Source organism: Sorangium sp. KYC3313, assembly GCF_052075895.1.
Lineage (GTDB): Bacteria > Myxococcota_A > Polyangia > Polyangiales > Polyangiaceae > Sorangium > Sorangium cellulosum_B.
Genome location: NZ_CP197255.1, coordinates 4,266,105 through 4,286,253, shown reverse-complemented (window position 1 = coordinate 4,286,253; position 20,149 = coordinate 4,266,105). Strand labels below are relative to the sequence as shown.

Below are 20,149 nucleotides of genomic sequence, written 5' to 3'. Positions count from 1 at the left end.
TGCGCCATGACAATTCGCAGCTCGGTTGCACTCATACTCATTGCCGGCGTTGTCGGCGCCTTCATCGGACGCGCCATGCCGCACGATGCGCCCGACGCCCAAGCGGCGCCGAGCACGTCATCCGCGCCTTCGGTCGCGACGCCTGCCGGCCATAACTGCAAGGCCGAACGCGCCGAGCTCGTGTCGACCAAAGCGCAACTGGCTATCTGCATGGCATTCGACACGCGCTTTTCCGAGACTGAACCGTCCGACGTTCCCGAGCCGTCCGAACCCACAGACCCGCAACGCAGGTCGAGAGCCGACGAGATCCAGCGAAATCGCAAGCTCTTGAAGAGCTATCCCGAGGCCGTGATCGTGCAACACCATGACGGGAGGACCGGTGTCTATCGAGCCGACGAGTGGCCTATCGACGGTGATGGAATAATCGTCGCGAGAAAGTCACCAAGCGGAGACATCGGATGGTATTCTGGGCCCGATGCCGGACCACGCTCGGATCCTGCCGCATTCCACACCTTCTCCGCGTCGTCCGATTTCATCGAGCCCATCATCGAAACTGCGCCTGACGGAACGATCATGGTCAATGGCGAGCCTGCTGATCCTGTCGTGCAGCGCATGGTTGGCGGAAGGGTGAAGCCGAAGCGGGGAGATGCGCCATGACGATTCCTCGCCACATCGCCCTTGCGCTCGCACTCATTGCCGGCATCGCCGGCGCCTTCATCGGACGCGCAGTGCCGCGCAATGCACCTAGAGCCCAAACGGTCGCGAGCGCATCACCCGCGCCTGACACGGCGCCCGCCGTCCATGACTGCAACGCTGAACGCACTGAGCTTGCCTCCACGAAGGTGCAACTGGCTATCTGCATGGCCACCAGCATGCGGGCTCCCGCGCCCGCGCCGGATGACGTCCCTGACGCGTCTACCCCCAATCCTCAAGAATTTGAGTCTCCAGAGGTCAGACGCAATCGTGAGCTGTTGGGGAGCGACGCCGAGGCCGTGATCGTCCGGCGCACGGATGGAACGATCGGCATCTATGAACCCGACGAATGGCCGGCCGACGGCGACGGACTGATTATCGGGCGAAAGTTTCCTGATCGACAGATCGGATGGTACTCCAGACCAGTTGCCGGGCCGCGTTCGGACGCTGCCGCATTCGGGCAACCCCTTCCCCCAATCTTCCGGGGGACCTCCATCGAGCTTGAGCCAGATGGAAAGATCTCAGTGCGTGGAAAGCCTCCGCCGCCCTGGGTGACGCGCATGCTCGGCGGAAATGTTGATGAGCCGGTCGGAAACTGACTCGAAGGGCCAGGTGTCGCGCGCAGGCGTCGCCGTCGGACGCGCGGACAGCAGCGTTCACCTCACGGAGAGCGCTACCTGGACCTCCGGAGAAACCGGCGCTGGGGGGCTCGGCGGCGGAGGCGATCCGAATGACAGGACGCTTGCTCGGCAGCCACCATGACTGGCGCGCCCGCCGTGACGACCGTGTGCGGCGACATGGTGTCGACGGGCGGCAAAGGCGGCGACGGGCGCCCGGACCGCGGTGGCGATGCCGAGGACGGCAAGCCGCCGACGGCCCTGAACCCCAGGGATACGGGCCTGGGCGGCGCGGGCGCGAAGGACGGCGCCCGGTGCGCGGACGGACGCCGTGGGGGAGACGGCACGCCGGGCGCGCCCGGCGCAGCCGGCCAGGTGGGCGGCGGGGGCGGCGGCGCACCGGGCGGCCGGAGCGCCTGCGGCAACGCGGCGCTGGGCGGCGCGTCGGGCGTCGGCGTCGGCGGCTAGGGTGGCGGCCATCGGGGAGGGCTCGCCGTGTGCGGTGCGGGGTCGAAGGGAGGAGCCGGCCGCGGCGCCGGCGGCTGCGGCGCTCGAGGCGGCCGAGGTGGCGAGAACGGCTATCCGTCGATCGGCATCATCGCGCTTCATGCCAAGCTGACCGTGCGCGATAGCGAGATCGAGACATCCGATGCCGGGCAGGGCGGCGACGGCGGGCCCCCGAGGAAGGCGGCCGAGGCGGTCGCGGCGCACGCGGCCGCCGTCGAGACCTGCATGATGTCGTCGAGGCGGAACACGCGAAAGCCGTTGTTGGTGTCGGCGACGTAGAGCAGGTCGCCGTACCAGAAGATGCCCCCGGCGTGCAGAGGAATGCTCCCTCAGCCGATCGCCTCGGCCATGAGCAGGCGGGTCCGCCGGCCCGACGCGAGCGTGAGGTGCTGGCCCCAGCTCGTCTGGTGCGGCATGTCCCCCTCCACGAGCGCGCTCTCCCGGAGCTCGACCCCCGCGGCGTGGTAGGCCGGGCGCAGCGCGTCCTCGCTCCGCGCGTCCGACAGCTCGGGGAGCTCGGGGAGCCCGAGCCGCGCCGCATACGGCCGGTCGTCGAAGACGCTCTGGTTGAGGAGCACGATGAGCTCGCCGCCCGGCCGCACGAGCCGCCGCGGCGCCCCCGCGCGGGTGGCCCCATCCTCCTGCGTTTGGGGTGGCCCCATGACCCTGCAAAAAAGGCCGTCAGGTGGCCCCATGAGGCGGCAAACTGGCGGGGATGAGTGGTTTGGTCAGCGGCGCCCCCCTCGCTGCGCTCAACCGAGCGACTGCAAGATCGAGCTGAATCCGTGCTGGCCGTGGCGGCTGCCCTGCGGGGACAGCCACGCTTCGTATGTCTCGCCGCTCGGCGAACGGAGCTGGATGAACTCGAGGCTCACGAGAGGGTTGAAAGGGTTGCCGGGGCGGGGGCCGATGTCTTGACCGGGATACGTCGCGTCCTGGTTGAAGGCGCGGGTGCCCTGATCGAAGGCGACGAGGTGCTTGTAGTTGCCGCGTTTGCCGAAGTCGCTGTACTCGCGAGAGACGAGGACGCGGCCGCTGCTGGTGAGGCCGACGTGAACGTTGGGAACGTAGCTGGAGACGCCGATCACGGCGGCAGATGCGGCGTTGAGGACTCCGCCGGCGATGCGGCGGGCCGTGCCGGCGGGCGCCTGGTACTCGACTCCGCTCCAGTTGCCGATGATGCGCTCGCCGGGCTGGAGCTCGTAATACGGGGCGTAGAAATCGCTGAATTTTTGCTCGATCTGCTCCGGGGTCATGTTGGCGGCCTCGGCCATGGCCTTCTTGCGGACGTGCATCGAGTACGCGAAAGCGGCCGCCATCAACACGAGCGGGAGCAAGTAATACAGCTGCATGACCATCTTCTCCTAGAGAACCCACGCTCCACTCGGGAGCCACCGAAGGCGATGGTTACGCGGCGGCGCACGCCAGGTCAAGGGGGCGCGCTTCGGGTCGGAAGTTGCCAACGGGTTTGAGACAGGCCGGACGAGAATCCTATGAGGAGATCGCGCTGAGGGGCGCGTTCCGGCACAGGGCCCCCACCAGTCGAGGTCGGGGCGGCCGCGTCACAGCGGCGGGCGTTGCGCCAGGTTCGGCCGCGGCGCTGGTCGTGCCCGTGTGCGGCCCCGCGGCCTCGTCGGCAGCGTCGTCAACGGACAGCGGATTGATGGCTACCGAAGCGGGCGGCCGACGCACAACGGGCGGACCGTTCGGGAAGCGTTCCGGGTGCGCGGCGTACGCTGTGTCGAGGGCGACTTGGCGCCGAGCCGCGACATCTTCGACTCGGCCGTAGAATACATCAGCAGGTGTGAAGAGCGCAAGGCCAGAATGCTGATGAAGGTCGTTATACCAGCCGAAGAACTCCTGGCACCACGCTCGTGCATGAGCCGGCGAGGCGAAGCGGTCCGGATAGTCGGGCTGGTACTTGAGCGTCTTGAACTGCGACTCGGAGAAGGCGTTGTCATCGCTGACGTGAGGCCGGCTGAAGCTTCGAACGACGCCGAGCGAGCCGAGGAGCTGAGCGAGCCCCTCCGACCTCATCGCGGAGCCGCGGTCGGCGTGCACCGTGAGCGAGCCGGGCTCGACGCCGTGGCGGGCGACCGTCTCTGCGAAGAGTTGCTCGGCGAGTTCGGCGCTCTCGTGCTCGGCGAGCAGCCAGCCAACGGTCATGCGACTGAACAGGTCGAGGACGACGTACAGGCAGTAGAAGACCCCAGGCAGCGGCCCGCGCAGCTTGGTGATATCCCACGTCCAGATCTGGTTGGGGGCCGTGGCGGTGAGCGTCGGCTTGGCATGCTTCATCGGCCCACGCTGCGCGCGTCGCTCGCCGCTCTCGCCCGACGCCGCGAGCAGGCGGTACATCGTGCGGATGGAGGCGAGATAGACGCCGCGCGACAGCAGCGTCGCGTAGACCTCCGGCGGGGGCTGGTCGACGAACTCGTCGCTGTGCAACACATCGAGCACGGCTTGCCGCTCGGGGTCACTGAGCCGGCGTGGGCTCGGAGCGCTCCCGTGCAGCGCACGCGGCATCGCGGGCTGGGTCTGCCGGTAGAGCGTGGCGCGGCTGATGCCGAGTGCCGCACACGCCTGCGCGATGGGGACGTGCGGGTCATCGAGCTCTTCGATGACGTCCATCAGCGCTCTTCGTCGTTCGTGAGGTTGATGCCCAGAATGGCAGAGACTTTTTTTTGGAGATCTATGAGCTTCTCAGCGAGCGCGAGCTTCTCCTCGAGCCGGGCCGAGCGCTTCTCGAGCTCGGCGATGCGCCGATCCTTCGCGTCCTGCTTCGGCTTGCGGCCGGGCTTACGCCCCGCGAGAGCCTCGCTGCCGTGGAGGGCGAGCTGCTTGCGCCACGCCGTCAGCAGGGAGCTGTAGATGCCCTCGCGGCGCAGCAGCGCCTCGATGTCGCCGCGCTGGGTGCATGCGGCCGCCTCGCGAACGATGCGCAGCTTCTCCGCCGCCGAGAACTTCCGCCTCTTACCCGGCTTCGGCACAGTCTCGACGGCGACGCCACTCGGGCGTGGAGCAGCGCCCTGCGCCGCTGGGGCGGGGGTAGGATCGACGGATCGGAGATGGGAAGGCTTCGGCACGGGTCAGGTCCATTCTCCGCCCTCTCACCACAGATTTCCAGGGGGAGCCTGTCTCACCCGACGTTGGCACAGAGGGGACGAAGTTGCCGGGAGGATCGTAAGTGCACACCCAGAACTGCCAGGCGCTGACCCCTTCGAACGGTGAGCCGTCCGCACAGCTGGCGATCCCGCAGCCGAGCCGCAGAGAGTCGGCCCAGACCACCTGGGTGTAATGGCCGCACGTCGCGCCGCCGCAGGCGTTGCTCGCGAGGTCGTAGCTGACCGCCTCGCTGATCCACGAGCCGACGACATTCTCGGGGGCCGGTGAGGCGCCGCTCGACGTCGCGAAGAGGTTCTCTCCGTAGCCGTTCGCGCTGTGGCGGAACACACACTTATCGGCATGGGCCTGAGCCACCGCGGCGAGCTCGGACGACCACGAAAGCGGGGGCAGCGGCGGATCGGCAGGCGGGTCGACCGCGGCGCGCGCCGCGTTGTGGGCCGCCGTCATCCCGACCATCCGGGGCGGTTCGTCGTCGCCCTCGCCGCTCGCCGGGGCGTCGGCGTCGTCGGACGAGCTGCCGCACCCGGCAGCGAGGGCGAGCATCAGGGAGAACAACGCGAACCCGTGGAGATGTGAGCCGAGCGTATTCACGGAACGATTGTCCTACAGCTCGGCCGCGCGCCGCAACAATCAATTCGATGATGGGCTACGCCAACTCACGACAGACCTTGTACCGATACGCCCTACAGCCGTGTGGACGGCGGCGTCCGGGCATGGCGCCGGACGGAGGAAAATCCGGCCATCCAGCCATCCAGCCATCATCGCAGATGGATTACCATCCTGCTGGCAGGCTATACCCCAGGGGCCGGTCGAAAACGGCAACAATTCCGCGATGTGGCGCTCGTCGGCGGCGAGGAACTGTGAGCTATGCTCGCGCTGCTTCGGAGCGCCTCGCCTCCCGCCGGGGTACCGGGGCGAGCGGCTGCGTAGCGAGCTTCGCCGCTCCTTCGCGACCCGGCATCGATGAAGAGCACCGTCCTGCGCCGCAAGGCGCTCGGGGACGCCCCCTAGCCGCAAGAACATCCCGGGCCAGACCAACGCCCGGGGGGCGATGTGTGCCCGCGGCACGCCGATGGGCCCCTTGGCGCGCTCTGCGCCGCGCGGGGCCCGCTCTTTCGACCCGTGACCGAGGCGTCGCGACGCGCGCGGTCCCGCCGCTTCGGTTCGCCGCGCCATACTTCTTCACGCAGCGATCGGGCTTCTTTTACCTACGCGCTCTGACCGAGCCCCTGCGTCCGGTGGCGAGGTCACCCGAGACACGGACCAGGGACGCCGCCCGCCCGCCTCTTGCTCGATCGCGCAACCGATTGCCCGAGGGCTTGCAGGCCTCCGTCCCGCGCCCGCGCCATTCCTGGCCTCGCGCTGCTGGATCGGAGGTTGCTGTAGACCCCCCTCGGGCGATGGCCCGGCGGGACCGGGGCAACGCTCGGCAACCGTTCGACAGAGGGAGTATTTGTCATGCGTTGTACCAAGCTCACATCGAAGGGTGAGCGTCAGCCCAGACGCCACCGCCAATCGAGGGGAGAGAACATGTTTACCTCGGCTATCCGCTCCGCCAATTCCGCTCCACGGCGCGTCATCCTGCATGCTGGGATTGCACTCACTGCCCTCTGCGTCTTTTCCGCACCTGGCTCGGCCGAGGCCGCATACCGCAACGGCGAGATCTCACATTGGAACAAGTTCATCCTCAAATACGGTTTCCGATTCGTGGACGGAGCCCCGATCACCGTTCCCCATGGAACGGCCTGGACCTCGGGGCGCCTCATCGATCTGAAGAAGCGAATCGACGGCCTCCCCTTCACGCATTACCAGCCGCTCATGGTCGGGGCGTGGGAGTCGGCGGACTGGGGGCACTTCTCCGCGACGTTCTTCGGTCAGCCGTTTCGCGTCACCGTCACGGCCCGCAACCCCGATGAGCTCCGCTTCGGGCTGTGCCGCATCGAATTCGGACAGCTGAGCGGCTTTGGCGTCACGCTTCCCGTCATCAGCGAAGAGCACCTCTGCATCAACTTCCGTGTAGACGACGAGGGTTCGGGAGGCGCGAACAACAACATGATGGGGCTCTATTTCCCCGAGATCGATCTCGAGATGTGGCCCAAGAGAGAGGACCGCCTGCGGATCGTCACGCAGGGCAACGAATTCGAATTCGACTCCCGCGAGTGAGCCTTCACGCCTAGCGAACCTCCCCGCAGCGCGGCACCAGCGCTTCGAGCCTCCGGGGACGGTCGGCGCTTTCCCCTGCGGGCGAGGGTATCTCTTCGAGCCCATCGCCAACCATTTCGACGGAGACGCCGGCTGCCTTGGCGATCGTGCGCACCTCGGTCCCCGCAGGGACGGCGACCTCGCCGATCTCGAACGGATCCACCGGGTCGAGATCGTCGAGCCGGAAACGCCCGCGGTTGGCGGCGACGATGGCAAACGCCTGGATCTACGGGACGAAGTTCGCCGTCTCCTTGGGCACGAGCCGCGCCTCGGCGAGAACCTTGAGCTCGATGGGCTTGGCGGCGTCGCGCTGTAACCGCCCGACCAACGCCATCCTGACCAGCCCGTCGGGTCCGGTCACCAGTCCCCATCGCGACAAGGAGGAAGCGATGGCGACGAGGGGGGCCGGGGCTGCTCGCCAGCATCGTCGTCGAGAAGTTCGAGGACGCGATGCCGCTCTACCGGCAGGCGCAGCAATACGCTCGCTGCGGCGTGTCGCGCTCGCCGTCAACGCTGGGAGACTGGTCGGCCTTCGCGCTCGATGTGCTTGTGCTCATAGGTGTCCTTCCCCAGCCAACGCTCATCCAGCGTGCTGACGAAGACTTGCGGCGCGATCGTCACCACGCGACCGGTCAGCTCGTCCATGGACACGCCGAAGGACCGCCGTCCCCGTGGGGGCGATCTCACGAGCGCTCAGCCGCCTGCGAGGAGCCCCGGGCACTTCACGTAGACGGCCGCGCACGCCGCGGGTTGCGGCGAGAAGTCATCGATGGACGACTCGCACGTGATCGCCTCGAAGGCGTCGCCCGTGGCGATCATGCAGGCCTTGAGCTCCGCGACCGTGACGGTGCACCCCACGAAGCCGGCCGTATCGCACGAGCCGGTCGACTCGGGCGTTTCCGGAGCTCTGATGCAATCCGCCCTGGCGGTCTCGCAGTCCGTTCCATCCACGACGCTGGCGAGCACCCCGGTGAGGTCGCACAGGTCCTCCTTCGAGAGATCCAGTGCCTCGGTGACGTCGTCGCACACCTGCTGGGCCTCTGCGGCCGTCAGCTCGCCGAGCTGCTCGCCGTCGAGAGCATCCCCGCCGCCGGTGTCGGTCCCGCCGCCGGTGTCGGTCCCGCCACCGGTGTCGCTTCCGCCGCCGGTGTCGGTCCCGCCGCCGGTGTCGGTGCCGCCGCCGGTGTCGCTTCCGCCGCCGGTGTCGGTGCCGCCGCCGGTGTCGCTTCCGCCGCCGGTGTCGGTCTCGCCGCCGGTGTCGCTTCCGCCGCCGGTGTCGGTCTCGCCGCCGGTGTCGGTCTCGCCGCCGGTGTCGCTTCCGCCGCCGGTGTCGCTTCCGCTGCTGGTGTCGCTTCCGCCGCCGGTGTCGGTGTCGTCGCCGGCCTTGCCCCCATTGCTCCCCTCCCCATCGCCGCATGCCACGAGCGAGAGCGAGAGGCCGGCCATCAACAATCCAAGAAGCTTCATCCGTATCATCGGACCTCCATCAACGAGAATGTTCACCTGCGTGTCCACGCGGCGCTCGAGGACGGCTCCGCCGAAGGATGCGAGCGGGGCTGCATCGTCCATCGGGCAGGCGCGCAATGCGTGAACCTACCACGAACAGGATTGAAGTCTCCTTCCCCACCCTCGGCAAATTGGTCGCGCCGGCCGGCTAGGGCCGGCGGGGACGGGCGCCTCGTCGATGCGTTCGGTCTGGGACGACGCGGTGGCGTCTCCAGCGCTCCATGCCATTCGACCGGCGCGGATGCAGCCGGCCCTCGTACACGACGGATACCGGAGGGCAAGCCTTGCACCTCGGAGCCAGCCCGCTTCGATGTACAGACTCGCCAGCATCTGGATGACAAGGAAAGGCTTTGATGAGAGCCCGCTCCGCTCGTCCGCCTGGCTCCTTCCTGTCACGCTATCCTCGCGGTTCCTGCGGTTGTCCCGATTGACGTATTCATCTCGTATGCAGCCGCGAACGAGAAGCAGAAGGACGCGCTCAGAAAACAGCTGTCGGCCCTGAAGCGCGAAGGAAAAGTCTGCACCGTCCTCGCTCAAACCGGGGAGGGACGACCTTCACCTTCCCTCTTTCGTCTTCCGCTCGGCATCACGAGGCCTTCGAGCGCCCGGGACGGCGCAGCGCGTGTGGGCAGGTACGCCCGCATGGCGCCTCATTTGAGGGGCTTTCACGAACTACCATGGTTGATATAGATCATGGCTTGGACATGCCCCTCATCACGCGCCCTCGGCTTCGACCCATCATCGCGCTCACGGCGCTCACGGCGCTCGCCTGCCAGGAGGTGCCGCGCGCTGCCCCAGGAGCTCGCGGGCCCACCGCGCCAGCTGGCATCGAGCCGGCGCCGGCCGCGCCGATCGCGGCGGAGACCGCCGAGCCGGCGCCGGAGCCCGCGCCGCTGCGGGCTCGATGTCAAGGTGGTGCCGGTCGCAGGGGATCATTTCACCTCCGTGCCGGACGCGATGAGGCAAAGCATCGAGTTCTTTCGCGAGCAGCGGTGACCGCCGCCGTGATCGGTCCGCGCCCTGCGCGCCTCGCGCGCGGGCAAGGCGGACGTTGACGCCGCCCGGCGCGGGCGCGTGAATTCGGCGGTGGACCCCTCGTCGCTACCGCCCTCCTGGCCGAGCGCGCCGCGGGGCTCGGAGAGCGCGGGCTCGGTCGATCCAGAAATCGACCGAGCCCGTGTCGGGTCTTCCTCTCCGTTTACGGAAAAGGTTTGAGGCGTGTGGAGCGAGGGGCATCGGCGCCCCCACCGCCCGCGCGTCCGACCTCACCCTGCAACGAATGTTCCGGGAGGACCCCCATGCGACGATTCACCTTTCTGGCTCGCCTCTCTCCCCTGGCCCTCACCCTCCTCGCCGTCGCGGGCTGCGGGGGCCTTGCCCCAGAGACCCAGGCGGATCCTTTCATTGACCCTGAGCCGGGCGCCGAGGAGCCCAGCGACCCGGCCGCGAAGCCCGCCGCTGCCACGACGGGCCCTGTCGTCGCTCTCACGTCCATTCAACGCGAAAAGGCCCCTCTGCTCGCGGAGCTCATGGACGGCGCCCCTTCGAGGTTCCGGGCGGACCTCATCGCGGATCCGAGCCCCGCGAGCCGCCTGGCAGAGGCGTCCGCCGTGCTCATCGACGCCGAGGCCGCGAGCGCCGACGACATCCGCTCCTACGCGTCCCTGCTCCGGGCAGCGCGCCTCGCGGGGGTGCCTGTGATCCTCGAGAATGCGCGCGACGCCGAGAAGGTCGCGCTGGCGCTGGGCATCGGGATGTCCGCGCAAGTCGTCTACGCGGCGCCCAGCCCGGGCGGCCAGCGCTTCGACGTGCGCGTCTTTGGCGACGTCACCGGCGAGGAGACCGAGGAGCACAGCTCGGTGCGCTTGCCGGCCTCCGCGAAGGCGAGGTACGCCCGGATGACCGCGGACGAGCGGGCCGAGCTCGGAAAGAAGCTCGAAAGGAGCGAGGCCGAGCTCGACGCGCTGTTCGACGCGGCGCCCGAGGCCGAGCCCATCACCATCGACGCAAAGCCGCGGATCGCCTCGAGGTCCGAGGTCGCGCAGACGGCGTTACCTGCCCGGGGCGAGCTCCTCGCCGAGATCAAGGGCCTGCTCGCGGACCACAAGGCCTACGCGCTCGCCCAGGTCGTGACCGCGCCTCTGCCCGAGGGCACCTACCGCTCGTACAACGTGACGCCCACCTCCATCAACTGGGAGTGCGGCGACGACGGCCAGCGCTCCGTCATCGACCGCAACTTCACGGTGACGCTCCTCGCCTCCAACGCGCCGGAGGGCAAATACGTCGTCTTCGCGGGCAATGGCACCCAGTACAACCCCGGCGGGCTCAAGTGGAACTCGGGGAACAACCGCGGCTACTTCCAGGAGACCCTCCAGCACTCGATCCGCCCCCTGTCGGGGGGGCTCTCGCCCTACGCCCACAGGCCCCACTCGGCCAACGAGTCCTCGACGTTCACCACGTCGAACGGGTTCTCGGTCGGCGCGGGCGTGGGCGCCGAGGGGCCGTCCACGAGCTTCAGATTCGATGTGAGCGAGCAGGCCTCTCAGTCCTTGAACGACTTCGACGTGATCGATTTCTCCTCGGGTTCGATCTTCGGCTGGCAATACAAGCTGGCCTCGGTGAGCGGGCATTCTTACAAGAAATGGGAGGACCTCCACAACGACACGTGGGGCGGGCTCTACGGCCTGCCCAACCTCGCCAAGAGCACGCTCACGGAGGAATACGAGGGTGTCTACGCGGCGAGCCTCCAGGATCAGTCGCTTTACCCGGTGGAGAACGTCAACCTGCAGTCGGTGCGGCACACCTGGGTCTCCCACGATTACGTCCTCTGGGAGGAGATCAAGACCACCTCATGCGGGAAGGCGGCCGCCTCCGTCGTCACCGTGGACCTGAGCTCGGTCAACGTGGCCAAGCTGGGCACCATCCCCTTCAGAGAGACGTTCGATCAAGGCGTCGCGCCGAGCGTCTGGACCGTGATCAACGAGGGCATCACCGACAGCTCGCCGAGCTGGAGGGGGGTAGGCGGCGCGGCGACCGAGACGGGCAGCGCGTTCGATTACCCCCAGACCGCGGCCGACGGAGCTGTCGACATGCGCGGGACCTACCTCGTCGCGCCCCACACGGCCTTCGGGCAGGGAGCGCTCTCGGCGAAGATCTACGCGGGCGACCCCGACGGCTTCGGCCTCATGTACGCCATCAACGACACCGGCTCGAGCTACTACCGGGTGATGTTCGACGCGAGCTTGAGCGTCGCGCGCCTGGTCCGGGTGGACAACGGCGTCTTCACCGAGCTCGCGGTCAACACGAGCTATGTGCCGCCGCAGAACGCATGGATGACGGTGCGGGTCGAGCGCGAGGGGACGACGCACCGGATCAAGGTCAATGATCAGGTGGTGCTGGCGGTGCCGAGCGAGGTGACGTACGCGTGGGGTTCGGTCGCCCTGTTCTCGTGGGCGATGAGCGACGTGCGCTTCGACGACGTGACGATCACGACCCTTTGACGCGATCCTGAGACGCCTGGGCGGCGCGGGGCGCGGACTCGCGCCGCCACGGCAGGATCGCGGTCGCCAGCGAACCCAGCATCGCCGCGGCGTAGATCCCGGACGCGCGCCGGCAGGACCGCCGCGGCCACCGCGCCCGCCGCGCAGAACCCCGCCGACGGATCGGCGGTCCGGTTCATCAAGAGCGCCGCGGTCGAGAGCACGGCCGCAGAGACGAGCAGGTCGGTCACGAGCGCTCGCTCGACGGTCTCGTCCATGAGCACGGCGAGGCCCCGGGGCAGGAGCGTCGAGCTTCTTTTACCTACGCGCCGGCATCGCGGGCGCGGCACGCCGATGCGCCCCTTGGCGCGCTCTGCGCCGCGCGGGGCCCGCTCTTTCGACCCATGAACGAGGCATCGCGACGCGCGCGGTCCCACCACTTCGGTTCGCCGCGCCACACTTCTTCGCGCAGCGATCCGGCTTTTTTACCTACGCGCGGACGCCGCGCTCGAAATGGGTGACCTCCCGCCGGGCCCAGGCGACGCCCAGTCAAGATTCTCGGAGCCGTTCCTGGCTCGTGCAGTCCGACTGTACGAGCTCATTGACAGAGCGCGCCTTATGCGGCCATGCAGGTCTTTCACGCATAAAAGTCATGTAATTACAGATATTTAGCACCAAGCGGAAGGCATCCTACCGTACAGCTGTACCCTGCTGGTGTCGTTCACCGACGTCGGCTCCGCGGAAACCTGCGCAGGATCGCCTCGACGTTGGGCGGCATGGTAATTCATTCAATGCGCCTGCCACCTGCTGCGGTCGGAAGCGATTCGTGGTAGGAGCGTCTCTCGGAGTGGGAGCGCCAACGGTTCCAGCGCATGGGCCAAGCAGCTTCCAATCCGTGTCGAGGAGGAAGCTGTGCACAGAGCTTTACTTTGTCCTTTTCCCGCCACGCCGCCCCACCCGCAGGCGGCACAGCTCGCGAACGATTGCCTCGAATGGACTCGCAAGTGCGGCCTGCTCCCCGATGAATCGCCACGAACGCTCGACAAGGTGCGCAGCTATTCGGCGCTCGCCGCGCATTGTTACCCCGATGCGTATTTCGAGCGGCTTCAGGCGATTTGCGACTACTACAGCTGGCTCTTCTTCTTCGATGATGTGTGCGAGAACACATCACTGAACGGCGCCGGACCGAAGGTTGTCTCGAGGCTGCTGTTCGATGTGTACGAGGTGCTGCGAGGGCCCACGGCTGCCGTTGGGCATGCGCCATTTGCCCAGGCATTGGCGGACATCTGGCGACGCATCGGCGATGGTTGTCCTGCGTTCTGGCGGCGGCGCCTCATCCGCCACGTCGAAAACTACATCGATGGCTGTGTCTGGGAAGCGCAAAACCGCCAGCTCGACCGCGTACCCAGCCGCGCGGTGTTCGAGGGTATGCGCATGCACACGTCCACCATGTACGAGTTCTGGGACTTCATCGAATATGCCGGCGACCTGTTCTTGCCGGATGAGGTCGTAGAACATCCCTTGGTGGCGGAGGTGCGTCGCGCCGGCAACGCCATCGCGTCTTTTGCCAATGACATTTACTCGCTGCGCAAAGAGACGAGCAACCGCGACGTGCACAATCTGGTTGTCGTGCTCATGCACGAAGAGCGCATCGAGCTCGAAGCAGCGTACGCGCGCGCCGCCGGTATCCACGATGCTCAAGTCGAGCACTTCCTGGAGCTGGTGAAGCACCTGCCTACGTTCTCTGCGACCATCGACCGGAACCTGGCGCGTTACGTGGAGGGCATACGCATCTGGATCCGCGCCAACCACGATTGGTCGATTGTCACGCCCCGTTACAATGAGCCCGATGCGCGATGAAGTGCTGCCTCGTGCCATCCACCCGATGCCGCGCCAGATCGAGGTGGAGGTGGTCGCGGTGCAGTTTGTGGCCCGAAGTATGCCTGGTCTGGCGTGGTTCCAGTCCATGCTCGGAAGCCGCGGTAGAACGAGTTCGGCTCCGAGAAGCCGAGCAGGAAGGAGATCTCTGCGACAGGCAGCGAAGTCTCCTCCAGGTAGTGGCGCGCGAGCGCCTCGCGCGTCTCCTTCAAGATCTGCTGGAAGCTCGTCCCCTCGTCGTCGATCCGCCGTTGCAGCGTCCGTTTGCTGAGCCCGAGGCGCCGCGCGATCGTCTCCATCATAACGAGGCCGCTTGGGAGCCCTTCGAGCAGCGCGGCGAGCAGAGGCGGCGAGAACGACTCGCTGCGGATCGCCTCGCACAGGCGGAGCGGGAGGTGCGCGTCGCCCAGCTCAGCCTCGATGCCGTCCCAGAGCCGGTAGTAGTCCTCGGACGCGAGCCGCACGGAAGGCTGCTGGAGGAGATCCTCCGCGAGGCCAGCACGGCGCAGCACGTTGCCGGCGAGCTGCTTCGAGTCGTCGGTGGTCGCAGCGTACACGCCCTCGGCTATTTGCTCTGGCGGCGCCCTCTGTTCCATCATGGGGCCTATCACGGCGAAGACCTTCTGCACGAGCGGCTGGTACTCGCTGATCTGCGGGTCGTTGCTGAAGTCGAGCGAGCGGCTCATGAAATCCGTCTTGATCGCGCCCGGCTCGACGATCTTCACGCGAACCCCGAGCGGCGCGAGCTCGAAGTGGAGCGACTCGGAGAGCCCTTCGACCGCGAACTTCGTCCCGTGGTACAGCGTGCCAAGCGGGAACGTGACGCGGCCGCCCCCAGAGGAGATGCTGACGATGACGCCGCTTCGGTTCGCGCGACTTGGCCGTGGCGCGGCCGATTCCGCTCGAACTTCCGGTAATGAGAATCGTCTTGGTCATGTGGTGAATCTCCTGCGACCCAACGTAGGCGCCGCCGACCGTGCCCACACTCGCAACGGGCGCCAATCGACCATCCGTTCGCGCCACCGACCCACCGAGCCGCTCTGACCTTCACGCAGCGATCCGGCTTCTTTTGCCTGCGCGCTCCCTCCCGGCGTGACGACGCCCTCCGCGGCGATGCCGACGATTCCGCGCCGCGCGCTCGTGTGTCGCGCCGTACTGCGCGCATCCCTCCATCTTCGTCCGCAGGGGTCCGTCGACGGGCGCGCGGGGTGGCGAGCGCGCCGCTTCGGACGGCATCCCGCGGCGGGAGGTGCTACCCCCTCGCGCACCGTGAGCCACCGCGTTCCGCAAGAGCAACCCCCCGCTCCGCCCGCCCCCGGCGGCCGGGCCTCGTCCCCGCCCGCGTCGGGGGGCCCGGTCCGCTTTCCCGAGGAGCTGCCCATCTCGGCGCGGGTGCGCGACATCGCCCGGGCCATCGAGGCGCACCAGGTCGTGATCGTCGCGGGCGAGACCGGCTCGGGCAAGACCACGCAGCTCCCCAAGATCTGCCTGGCCATGGGCCGCGGCCTCTCCGCCCGGATCGGCGTCACGCAGCCGCGCCGCATCGCCGCCACCAGCGTCGCGGCCCGCGTCGCCAAGGAGCTCGGCGTCGAGCTCGGCAAGGAGGTCGGCTACAAGATCCGCTTCTCGGACAGGACGAGCGCGGCCACCTACGTCAAGTACATGACGGACGGCATCGTCCTCGCCGAGATCCAGGGCGATCCGCGGCTCTCGGGCTACGACACGCTCATCATCGACGAGGCCCACGAGCGCAGCCTCAACATCGATTTCCTGCTCGGCTACCTCAAGCGCCTGCTGCCGAGGCGCCCGGATCTCCGCGTCATCGTCAGCTCCGCGACGCTCGAGACCGACCGGTTCGCGGCCTACTTCGGCGGCGCCCCGGTCATCGAGGTCTCCGGCCGCACGTACCCGGTGGAGGTCATCCACCGCCGCCCGGAGAGCGGAGAGGCCGAGGTCGCCGACGCCGTCGCCGCCACGGTCGAGGAGATCACCTCGATCGATCCGCGCGGGGACATCCTCGTCTTCCTCCCTGGAGAGCGCGAGATCCACGACACCATGGCCGAGCTCACGCGCCACGGCCTGCCGCACACCACGCTGCTGCCGCTCTACGGGCGGCTCCCCCAGGGCGACCAGCAGCGCGTGTTCCAGTCCCTGCCGGGGCGGCGGATCGTGCTCGCGACCAACGTCGCGGAGACGTCGCTCACCATCCCGGGCATCGTGTACGTCATCGACTCCGGGCTCGCCCGCGTCAACCGCTACAGCCCGCGCACGGGCGTCACCCAGCTCCAGATCGAGCCCATCTCGCGCGCGAGCGCCGACCAGCGCAAGGGGCGCGCGGGCCGCGTGCAGAGCGGCGTGTGCTTCCGGCTCTACGACGAGCAGGACGATAGGGCGCGGCCCGCGTACACCGATCCGGAGATCCTGCGCGTCGGCCTCTCGGGCGTCATCCTCCAGATGAAGGCGCTCGGGCTCGGCGCCATCGAGGATTTCCCCTTCCTCGACGCGCCGTCGAAGCGCGCCGTGGACGAGGGCTACCGGGTCCTCGAGGAGCTCGGCGCGCTCGACGGCGCGGGCGAGCTCACGGACACCGGCAGGAAGCTCGCGCGGCTGCCGCTCGACCCGCGCCTCGGCCGGATGGTCCTGGGCGGCGAGAGCGAGGGGGCGCTCGCCGAGGTGCTGATCATCGCCGCGGCGCTCGGCGTGCAGGATCCGCGGGAGCGGCCGCTCGCCGCCCAGAAGCAGGCCGACGACGCGCACCGGAAGTTCAAGGACGAGGCCTCCGATTTCGTGGGGCTCCTGAAGCTGTGGAGCTTCTACCAGGACGCGCAGGGCCGGCTGACCCAGAACCAGCTCAGGAAGGCCTGCCGCGACCATTTCGTCTCGTACCTCCGCATGCGCGAGTGGGCCGACGTGCACCGGCAGATCAGCCGGATCACGAAGGAGATGGGGTTCTCGCCGAGCGACGCGCCCGCGAAGGGCGACGCCATCCACCGCGCGCTCCTGCCCGGCCTGCTCAGCCGCATCGGCATGTGGAACCAGGAGAACAAGGTGTACCTGGGCGCCCGGCAGACGCGCTTCCAGCTCCACCCGTCGTCGGGCCTCGCGAAGAAGCCGCCCGCGTGGATCATGGCCGCCGAGCTGGTCGAGACGTCGCAGCTCTTCGCCCGGATGGCGGCGGCCCTCGATCCCGCGTGGATCGAGGCTGCGGCCGGGCCGCTCTGCAAGCGCAGCCACAGCGACCCGCACTGGGCCGCGAAGCCCGCGGCCGTGATGGCCCGGGAGCAGGTGACGCTGTACGGGCTGCCGATCGCAAAGGATCGACGGGTCGACTTCGGGGCGATCGACCCGAAGTCCGCGCGCCAGATCTTCCTCGTCCACGCGCTGGTCCGGCAGGAGTACACGACGCGCGCGCCGTTCATGGAGGCGAACCGGCGGCTCTTCGAGGAGGTCAGCCGGCTGCGCGACAAGGCGAGGAGGAGCGAGATGCTGGCCGACGAGCACGCGCTCGAGCTCTTCTTCGACCGGCGCGTGCCCGAGGGCGTTTATAGCGGCAAGACGTTCGAGGCGTGGCGGAAGGAGGCCGAGGCGGAGGACCCGCGGGCGCTCCACCTGTCGCTCGCCGACGTCCTGCTCGACGAGGCCGCGGACCTCACGCCCGAGCGCTTCCCCGATGCGCTCGACCTCTACGGCGCCGCCGTGCCCCTCTCCTACCGCTTCGATCCGGGCGAGGACGACGACGGCATCTCCGTCTCGCTGCCGCTCGTGCTCCTGCCGCAGGCCGATCCCGACGAGCTCGAGTGGATGATCCCCGGGTGGCACGCCGAGAAGATCGCGCAGCTGCTCGAGTCGCTGCCGAAATCGCTCCGCAAGGCGCTCGTCCCGCTCGCCCCCCTCCGCGAGGTCGCCCGGGAGATCGCGGCGGAGCTACGGCCGTTCCAGGGCCCGCTGCGGGCCGTCCTCGCGCGCGCGGTCGAGGACCGCACCGCCGAGCGCGTGCCCGCCGACGCGTTCCGGCCCCAGGATCTGCCGCCGTACCTGCGCTTCTTTTTCCGCGTGCTCGACGAGGACGGCCGGGTGATCGGCGAGGGGCGCGAGCTCCGGGAGCTCAAGGAGCGGCTGTCCGGCCGGGCGCGCGAGGCCTGGGCGAGGGTCGGCAAGGCGGGCCTGGAGCGGGACGGGCTCACGTCGTTCAGCGTCGAGGCGCTGCCCGAGCGCGTCCAGGTCGACGCCGGGCGCCACAAGGTGTTCGGCTACCCGGCGCTGGTCGACGGCGAGACGTCCGTGTCGGTGCGCGTGCTCGCCTCGCGGGCCGCGGCGGCCGAGGCGACGCGCGCCGGGCTGCGGCGGCTCCTCTTGCTGCAGCTCGGGGGCAAGATGAGCCAGCTCGAGCAGCCGCTGCGGAGCGCCGTGGCCGTGAGCGGCCTCGGCGCCAAGGTGGCCCCGGGCGAGCCAGGCCTCGCCCGGCAGATCGCGCTGCGCGCGCTCGACGAGGCGTTCCAGCTCGGCGATCCCGGCGCCTTTCCGAGGACGAAGGCCGCGTTCCAGGCGCGCCTCGACAAGGGCCGCGCGTCGCTGCAGGGCGTGCTCGGGAAGCTCGCGGGGCTGGCGCGGGAGATCGGCGTCGAGCTCGACCGCGTGCAGGCGATGCTCCGGTCGATGACGGGCAAGCCGGGCGCGTCGAGGCCGGCGCTCGACGACGTGCGCACGCAGGTCGACTTCCTGCTGCCGGTCGGGCTCTTCTCGCGCGCCCCGGTCGACCGGCTCGCGCACCTGCCCCGGTACCTGCGCGCCGCGCAGATCCGGCTCGAGCGGCTGCCCAACGGGCCGCAGAAGGACCAGAGCAAGGCCGCGCAGGTGCTGCCGTTCTGGCAGGACTACCTCAAGCACCAGCAGGGGCTGCGCGACAAGGGGGTGCCCGCGGAAGAGCTGGAGTCGTTCCGCTGGCTGATCGAGGAGCTCAGGGTGTCGCTCTTCGCGCCCGAGCTGAAGGCGGCTGTCCCGGTCTCGACGCAGCGGCTCACGGAGCAGTGGAAGCGGCTGCTGGGATAGCGGCGCAGGGACGCGCTCAACGCCTCGGGACAGGGCGGCCCGAAGCCACCCACCGCCCCTGGCGCGACGTCTGGCGGCCACGGCCTACGGCGGCGACGGCCTACGTGGACCGTCACCCCCGCTTGAGCCGCTCGATCTCCGCGAGCGCCGCCGCGAGCTGCCGCTCCATGTCCCCCCGGCGCCGCGCTTCTTCCTCTGCCTGCTCGGCGGCCGCGCGCGCCTGCTCGGCGGCCGCGCGCGCCTGCTCGGCGGCCGCGCGCGCCTGCTCCCGCGCCGCGCGCGCGTCCTCCTCCGCGCTCGACAGCACCCGTCCCTCGCCGTCGAGCCATCGCAGCCAGTCCGCCTCGAGGCCCTGGTAGACGCCGCGCCGAACACCGAGCTTCAAGCCGAGCGGCGGACACGGGAACGTCCCATCGGCGTCAGGAGGCGCCACCGTGTACGAGCGTGACGCCATGTCCAGCGCATAGGCCTCCATGACGCCGCTCAGCGGATCGAAGAGGTAATACGCCGCCACGTGAAGCAGCTTCGCGTACGTGCGCATCTTCTCCCCGCGGTCGATCGCCTCGGTCGACGGCGAGACGAGCTCGATGACCACGTCGGGCGTCCGCCCGCCCTCCTGCCAGACGACCCACGACTTCCGCTCCCTGCGCTCGGTGTCCAGAACGACGAACACGTCAGGCCCGCGAAAGTCGTTCTTCTTCGCCTGCAGCTCGCTGAAATAGATGAACATGTTGCCGCCGACGTAAAAGTCGGTGCGGTCCCGCCACGCAGACTCGAGCGTCTCGATGAGCAGCGTCATCTGCTTGCGGTGGCGCTCGGTTTCCATCGGCTCACCATCGTCGCAAGGTAGCTCGTCCGCTCCCGGGGGAACGGTGGGCACGAGAGAGGAGCTCAGGGGGTTGCGCATGGAGGTCACCGTCGGCCAGTCGACCGGCGTCGCAGCCTACCACGCCGGCGCGCGGCCGGTGCGCAGCGCCCGCCGCGCCGACAGCCACGCCGCCAAGGCGCGGCAGCGCCGCGGCCCGAGCGCGCGTCGCCGCGCGAGGTCCCCAGCCCCGCCGCACAGGGCCCCAGGACCGCACCGCGCGCCGC

Annotated in this window: 15 protein-coding genes and 1 pseudogene; 7 read left to right on the top strand and 9 right to left on the bottom strand. The window is 68.9% G+C overall.

All coding sequences use genetic code 11. From position 1 onward, the window contains the following. Positions 1–6 precede the first annotated feature (6 nt). From ACSRUE_RS16710 to ACSRUE_RS16700, 3 genes are all read left to right on the top strand, one after another. The gene (locus ACSRUE_RS16710; protein ID WP_441291862.1) at positions 7–657 is read left to right on the top strand and encodes a hypothetical protein; all 651 of its coding nucleotides are present in this window, start codon (positions 7–9) and stop codon (positions 655–657) included. Beyond that, complete coding sequence (locus ACSRUE_RS16705) at positions 654–1,292, top strand: hypothetical protein (RefSeq protein WP_441291861.1); 639 nt, start codon at positions 654–656, stop codon at positions 1,290–1,292. The genes ACSRUE_RS16710 and ACSRUE_RS16705 overlap by 4 nt, the downstream gene beginning before the upstream one ends. 159 nt (positions 1,293–1,451) lie before the next feature. Beyond that, positions 1,452–1,778 carry a hypothetical protein gene (locus ACSRUE_RS16700; RefSeq protein WP_441291860.1) on the top strand — a complete coding sequence of 109 codons (327 nt, stop codon included), beginning with the start codon at positions 1,452–1,454 and terminating at the stop codon, positions 1,776–1,778. A gap of 368 nt (positions 1,779–2,146) precedes the next feature. On the opposite strand, the gene ACSRUE_RS16695 is transcribed toward ACSRUE_RS16700, so the two are convergent. The 4 genes and pseudogenes from ACSRUE_RS16695 to ACSRUE_RS16680 all read right to left on the bottom strand — a co-directional run bounded on the left by ACSRUE_RS16695 (position 2,147) and on the right by ACSRUE_RS16680 (position 5,390). After that, positions 2,147–2,479, bottom strand: a complete 333-nt coding sequence (locus ACSRUE_RS16695; protein WP_441291859.1) for a hypothetical protein — start codon at positions 2,477–2,479, stop codon at positions 2,147–2,149. A gap of 90 nt (positions 2,480–2,569) precedes the next feature. Continuing rightward, positions 2,570–3,175 carry a hypothetical protein gene (locus tag ACSRUE_RS16690; protein ID WP_441291858.1) on the bottom strand — a complete coding sequence of 202 codons (606 nt, stop codon included), beginning with the start codon at positions 3,173–3,175 and terminating at the stop codon, positions 2,570–2,572. Positions 3,176–3,473: 298 nt separating this feature from the next. Then, a pseudogene (locus ACSRUE_RS16685) lies at positions 3,474–4,813 on the bottom strand (IS3 family transposase); the annotation flags it as partial. Next, positions 4,791–5,390: a CAP domain-containing protein gene (locus tag ACSRUE_RS16680; protein ID WP_441293096.1), complete on the bottom strand. Its 600-nt coding sequence runs from the start codon at positions 5,388–5,390 to the stop codon at positions 4,791–4,793. The gene ACSRUE_RS16680 and the pseudogene ACSRUE_RS16685, both read right to left, overlap by 23 nt. A 1,083-nt stretch (positions 5,391–6,473) precedes the next feature. Here ACSRUE_RS16680 and ACSRUE_RS16675 point away from each other — a divergent pair. After that, the gene (locus tag ACSRUE_RS16675) at positions 6,474–7,106 is read left to right on the top strand and encodes a hypothetical protein (RefSeq protein WP_441291857.1); all 633 of its coding nucleotides are present in this window, start codon (positions 6,474–6,476) and stop codon (positions 7,104–7,106) included. A gap of 10 nt (positions 7,107–7,116) precedes the next feature. On the opposite strand, the gene ACSRUE_RS16670 is transcribed toward ACSRUE_RS16675, so the two are convergent. From ACSRUE_RS16670 to ACSRUE_RS16660, 3 genes are all read right to left on the bottom strand, one after another. Further along, a complete protein-coding gene (locus ACSRUE_RS16670; protein ID WP_441291856.1) occupies positions 7,117–7,308 on the bottom strand; it encodes a hypothetical protein in 192 nt (63 codons plus the stop codon). Between the two features lie 344 nt (positions 7,309–7,652). Next, complete coding sequence (locus ACSRUE_RS16665; RefSeq protein ID WP_441291855.1) at positions 7,653–7,790, bottom strand: hypothetical protein; 138 nt, start codon at positions 7,788–7,790, stop codon at positions 7,653–7,655. Between the two features lie 48 nt (positions 7,791–7,838). Then, the gene (locus ACSRUE_RS16660) at positions 7,839–8,612 is read right to left on the bottom strand and encodes a hypothetical protein (RefSeq protein ID WP_441291854.1); all 774 of its coding nucleotides are present in this window, start codon (positions 8,610–8,612) and stop codon (positions 7,839–7,841) included. A 1,337-nt stretch (positions 8,613–9,949) separates the two neighbouring features. Here ACSRUE_RS16660 and ACSRUE_RS16655 point away from each other — a divergent pair. Together ACSRUE_RS16655 and ACSRUE_RS16650 are read left to right on the top strand one after the other, a co-directional pair. Further along, a complete protein-coding gene (locus ACSRUE_RS16655; protein ID WP_441291853.1) occupies positions 9,950–12,151 on the top strand; it encodes a hypothetical protein in 2,202 nt (733 codons plus the stop codon). A gap of 891 nt (positions 12,152–13,042) precedes the next feature. Continuing rightward, positions 13,043–13,990: a terpene synthase family protein gene (locus tag ACSRUE_RS16650; RefSeq protein ID WP_441291852.1), complete on the top strand. Its 948-nt coding sequence runs from the start codon at positions 13,043–13,045 to the stop codon at positions 13,988–13,990. On the opposite strand, the gene ACSRUE_RS16645 is transcribed toward ACSRUE_RS16650, so the two are convergent. Then, positions 13,966–14,853: an SDR family NAD(P)-dependent oxidoreductase gene (locus ACSRUE_RS16645; protein WP_441293095.1), complete on the bottom strand. Its 888-nt coding sequence runs from the start codon at positions 14,851–14,853 to the stop codon at positions 13,966–13,968. The genes ACSRUE_RS16650 and ACSRUE_RS16645 overlap by 25 nt on opposite strands. A 424-nt stretch (positions 14,854–15,277) precedes the next feature. Here ACSRUE_RS16645 and hrpA point away from each other — a divergent pair, with 424 nt between their 5' ends. Next, entirely contained in the window at positions 15,278–19,057 is a 3,780-nt protein-coding gene (gene hrpA, locus ACSRUE_RS16640; protein ID WP_441291851.1) for an ATP-dependent RNA helicase HrpA, read from the top strand. A 112-nt stretch (positions 19,058–19,169) separates the two neighbouring features. On the opposite strand, the gene ACSRUE_RS16635 is transcribed toward hrpA, so the two are convergent. Continuing rightward, positions 19,170–19,883, bottom strand: a complete 714-nt coding sequence (locus ACSRUE_RS16635; RefSeq protein ID WP_441291850.1) for a Uma2 family endonuclease — start codon at positions 19,881–19,883, stop codon at positions 19,170–19,172. Positions 19,884–20,149: the final 266 nt, after the last annotated feature.

Bases quoted from the DNA above. Each gene is read 5' to 3' on its own strand.
- ACSRUE_RS16710 (WP_441291862.1), top strand. From the start codon at position 7: ATGACAATTCGCAGCTCGGTTGCACTCATACTCATTGCCGGCGTTGTC.
- ACSRUE_RS16705 (WP_441291861.1), top strand. From the start codon at position 654: ATGACGATTCCTCGCCACATCGCCCTTGCGCTCGCACTCATTGCCGGC.
- ACSRUE_RS16700 (WP_441291860.1), top strand. From the start codon at position 1,452: ATGACTGGCGCGCCCGCCGTGACGACCGTGTGCGGCGACATGGTGTCG.
- ACSRUE_RS16695 (WP_441291859.1), bottom strand. From the start codon at position 2,479: ATGGGGCCACCCCAAACGCAGGAGGATGGGGCCACCCGCGCGGGGGCG.
- ACSRUE_RS16690 (WP_441291858.1), bottom strand. From the start codon at position 3,175: ATGGTCATGCAGCTGTATTACTTGCTCCCGCTCGTGTTGATGGCGGCC.
- ACSRUE_RS16680 (WP_441293096.1), bottom strand. From the start codon at position 5,390: ATGACGGCGGCCCACAACGCGGCGCGCGCCGCGGTCGACCCGCCTGCC.
- ACSRUE_RS16675 (WP_441291857.1), top strand. From the start codon at position 6,474: ATGTTTACCTCGGCTATCCGCTCCGCCAATTCCGCTCCACGGCGCGTC.
- ACSRUE_RS16665 (WP_441291855.1), bottom strand. From the start codon at position 7,790: ATGGACGAGCTGACCGGTCGCGTGGTGACGATCGCGCCGCAAGTCTTC.
- ACSRUE_RS16660 (WP_441291854.1), bottom strand. From the start codon at position 8,612: ATGAAGCTTCTTGGATTGTTGATGGCCGGCCTCTCGCTCTCGCTCGTG.
- ACSRUE_RS16655 (WP_441291853.1), top strand. From the start codon at position 9,950: ATGCGACGATTCACCTTTCTGGCTCGCCTCTCTCCCCTGGCCCTCACC.
- ACSRUE_RS16635 (WP_441291850.1), bottom strand. From the start codon at position 19,883: ATGGAAACCGAGCGCCACCGCAAGCAGATGACGCTGCTCATCGAGACG.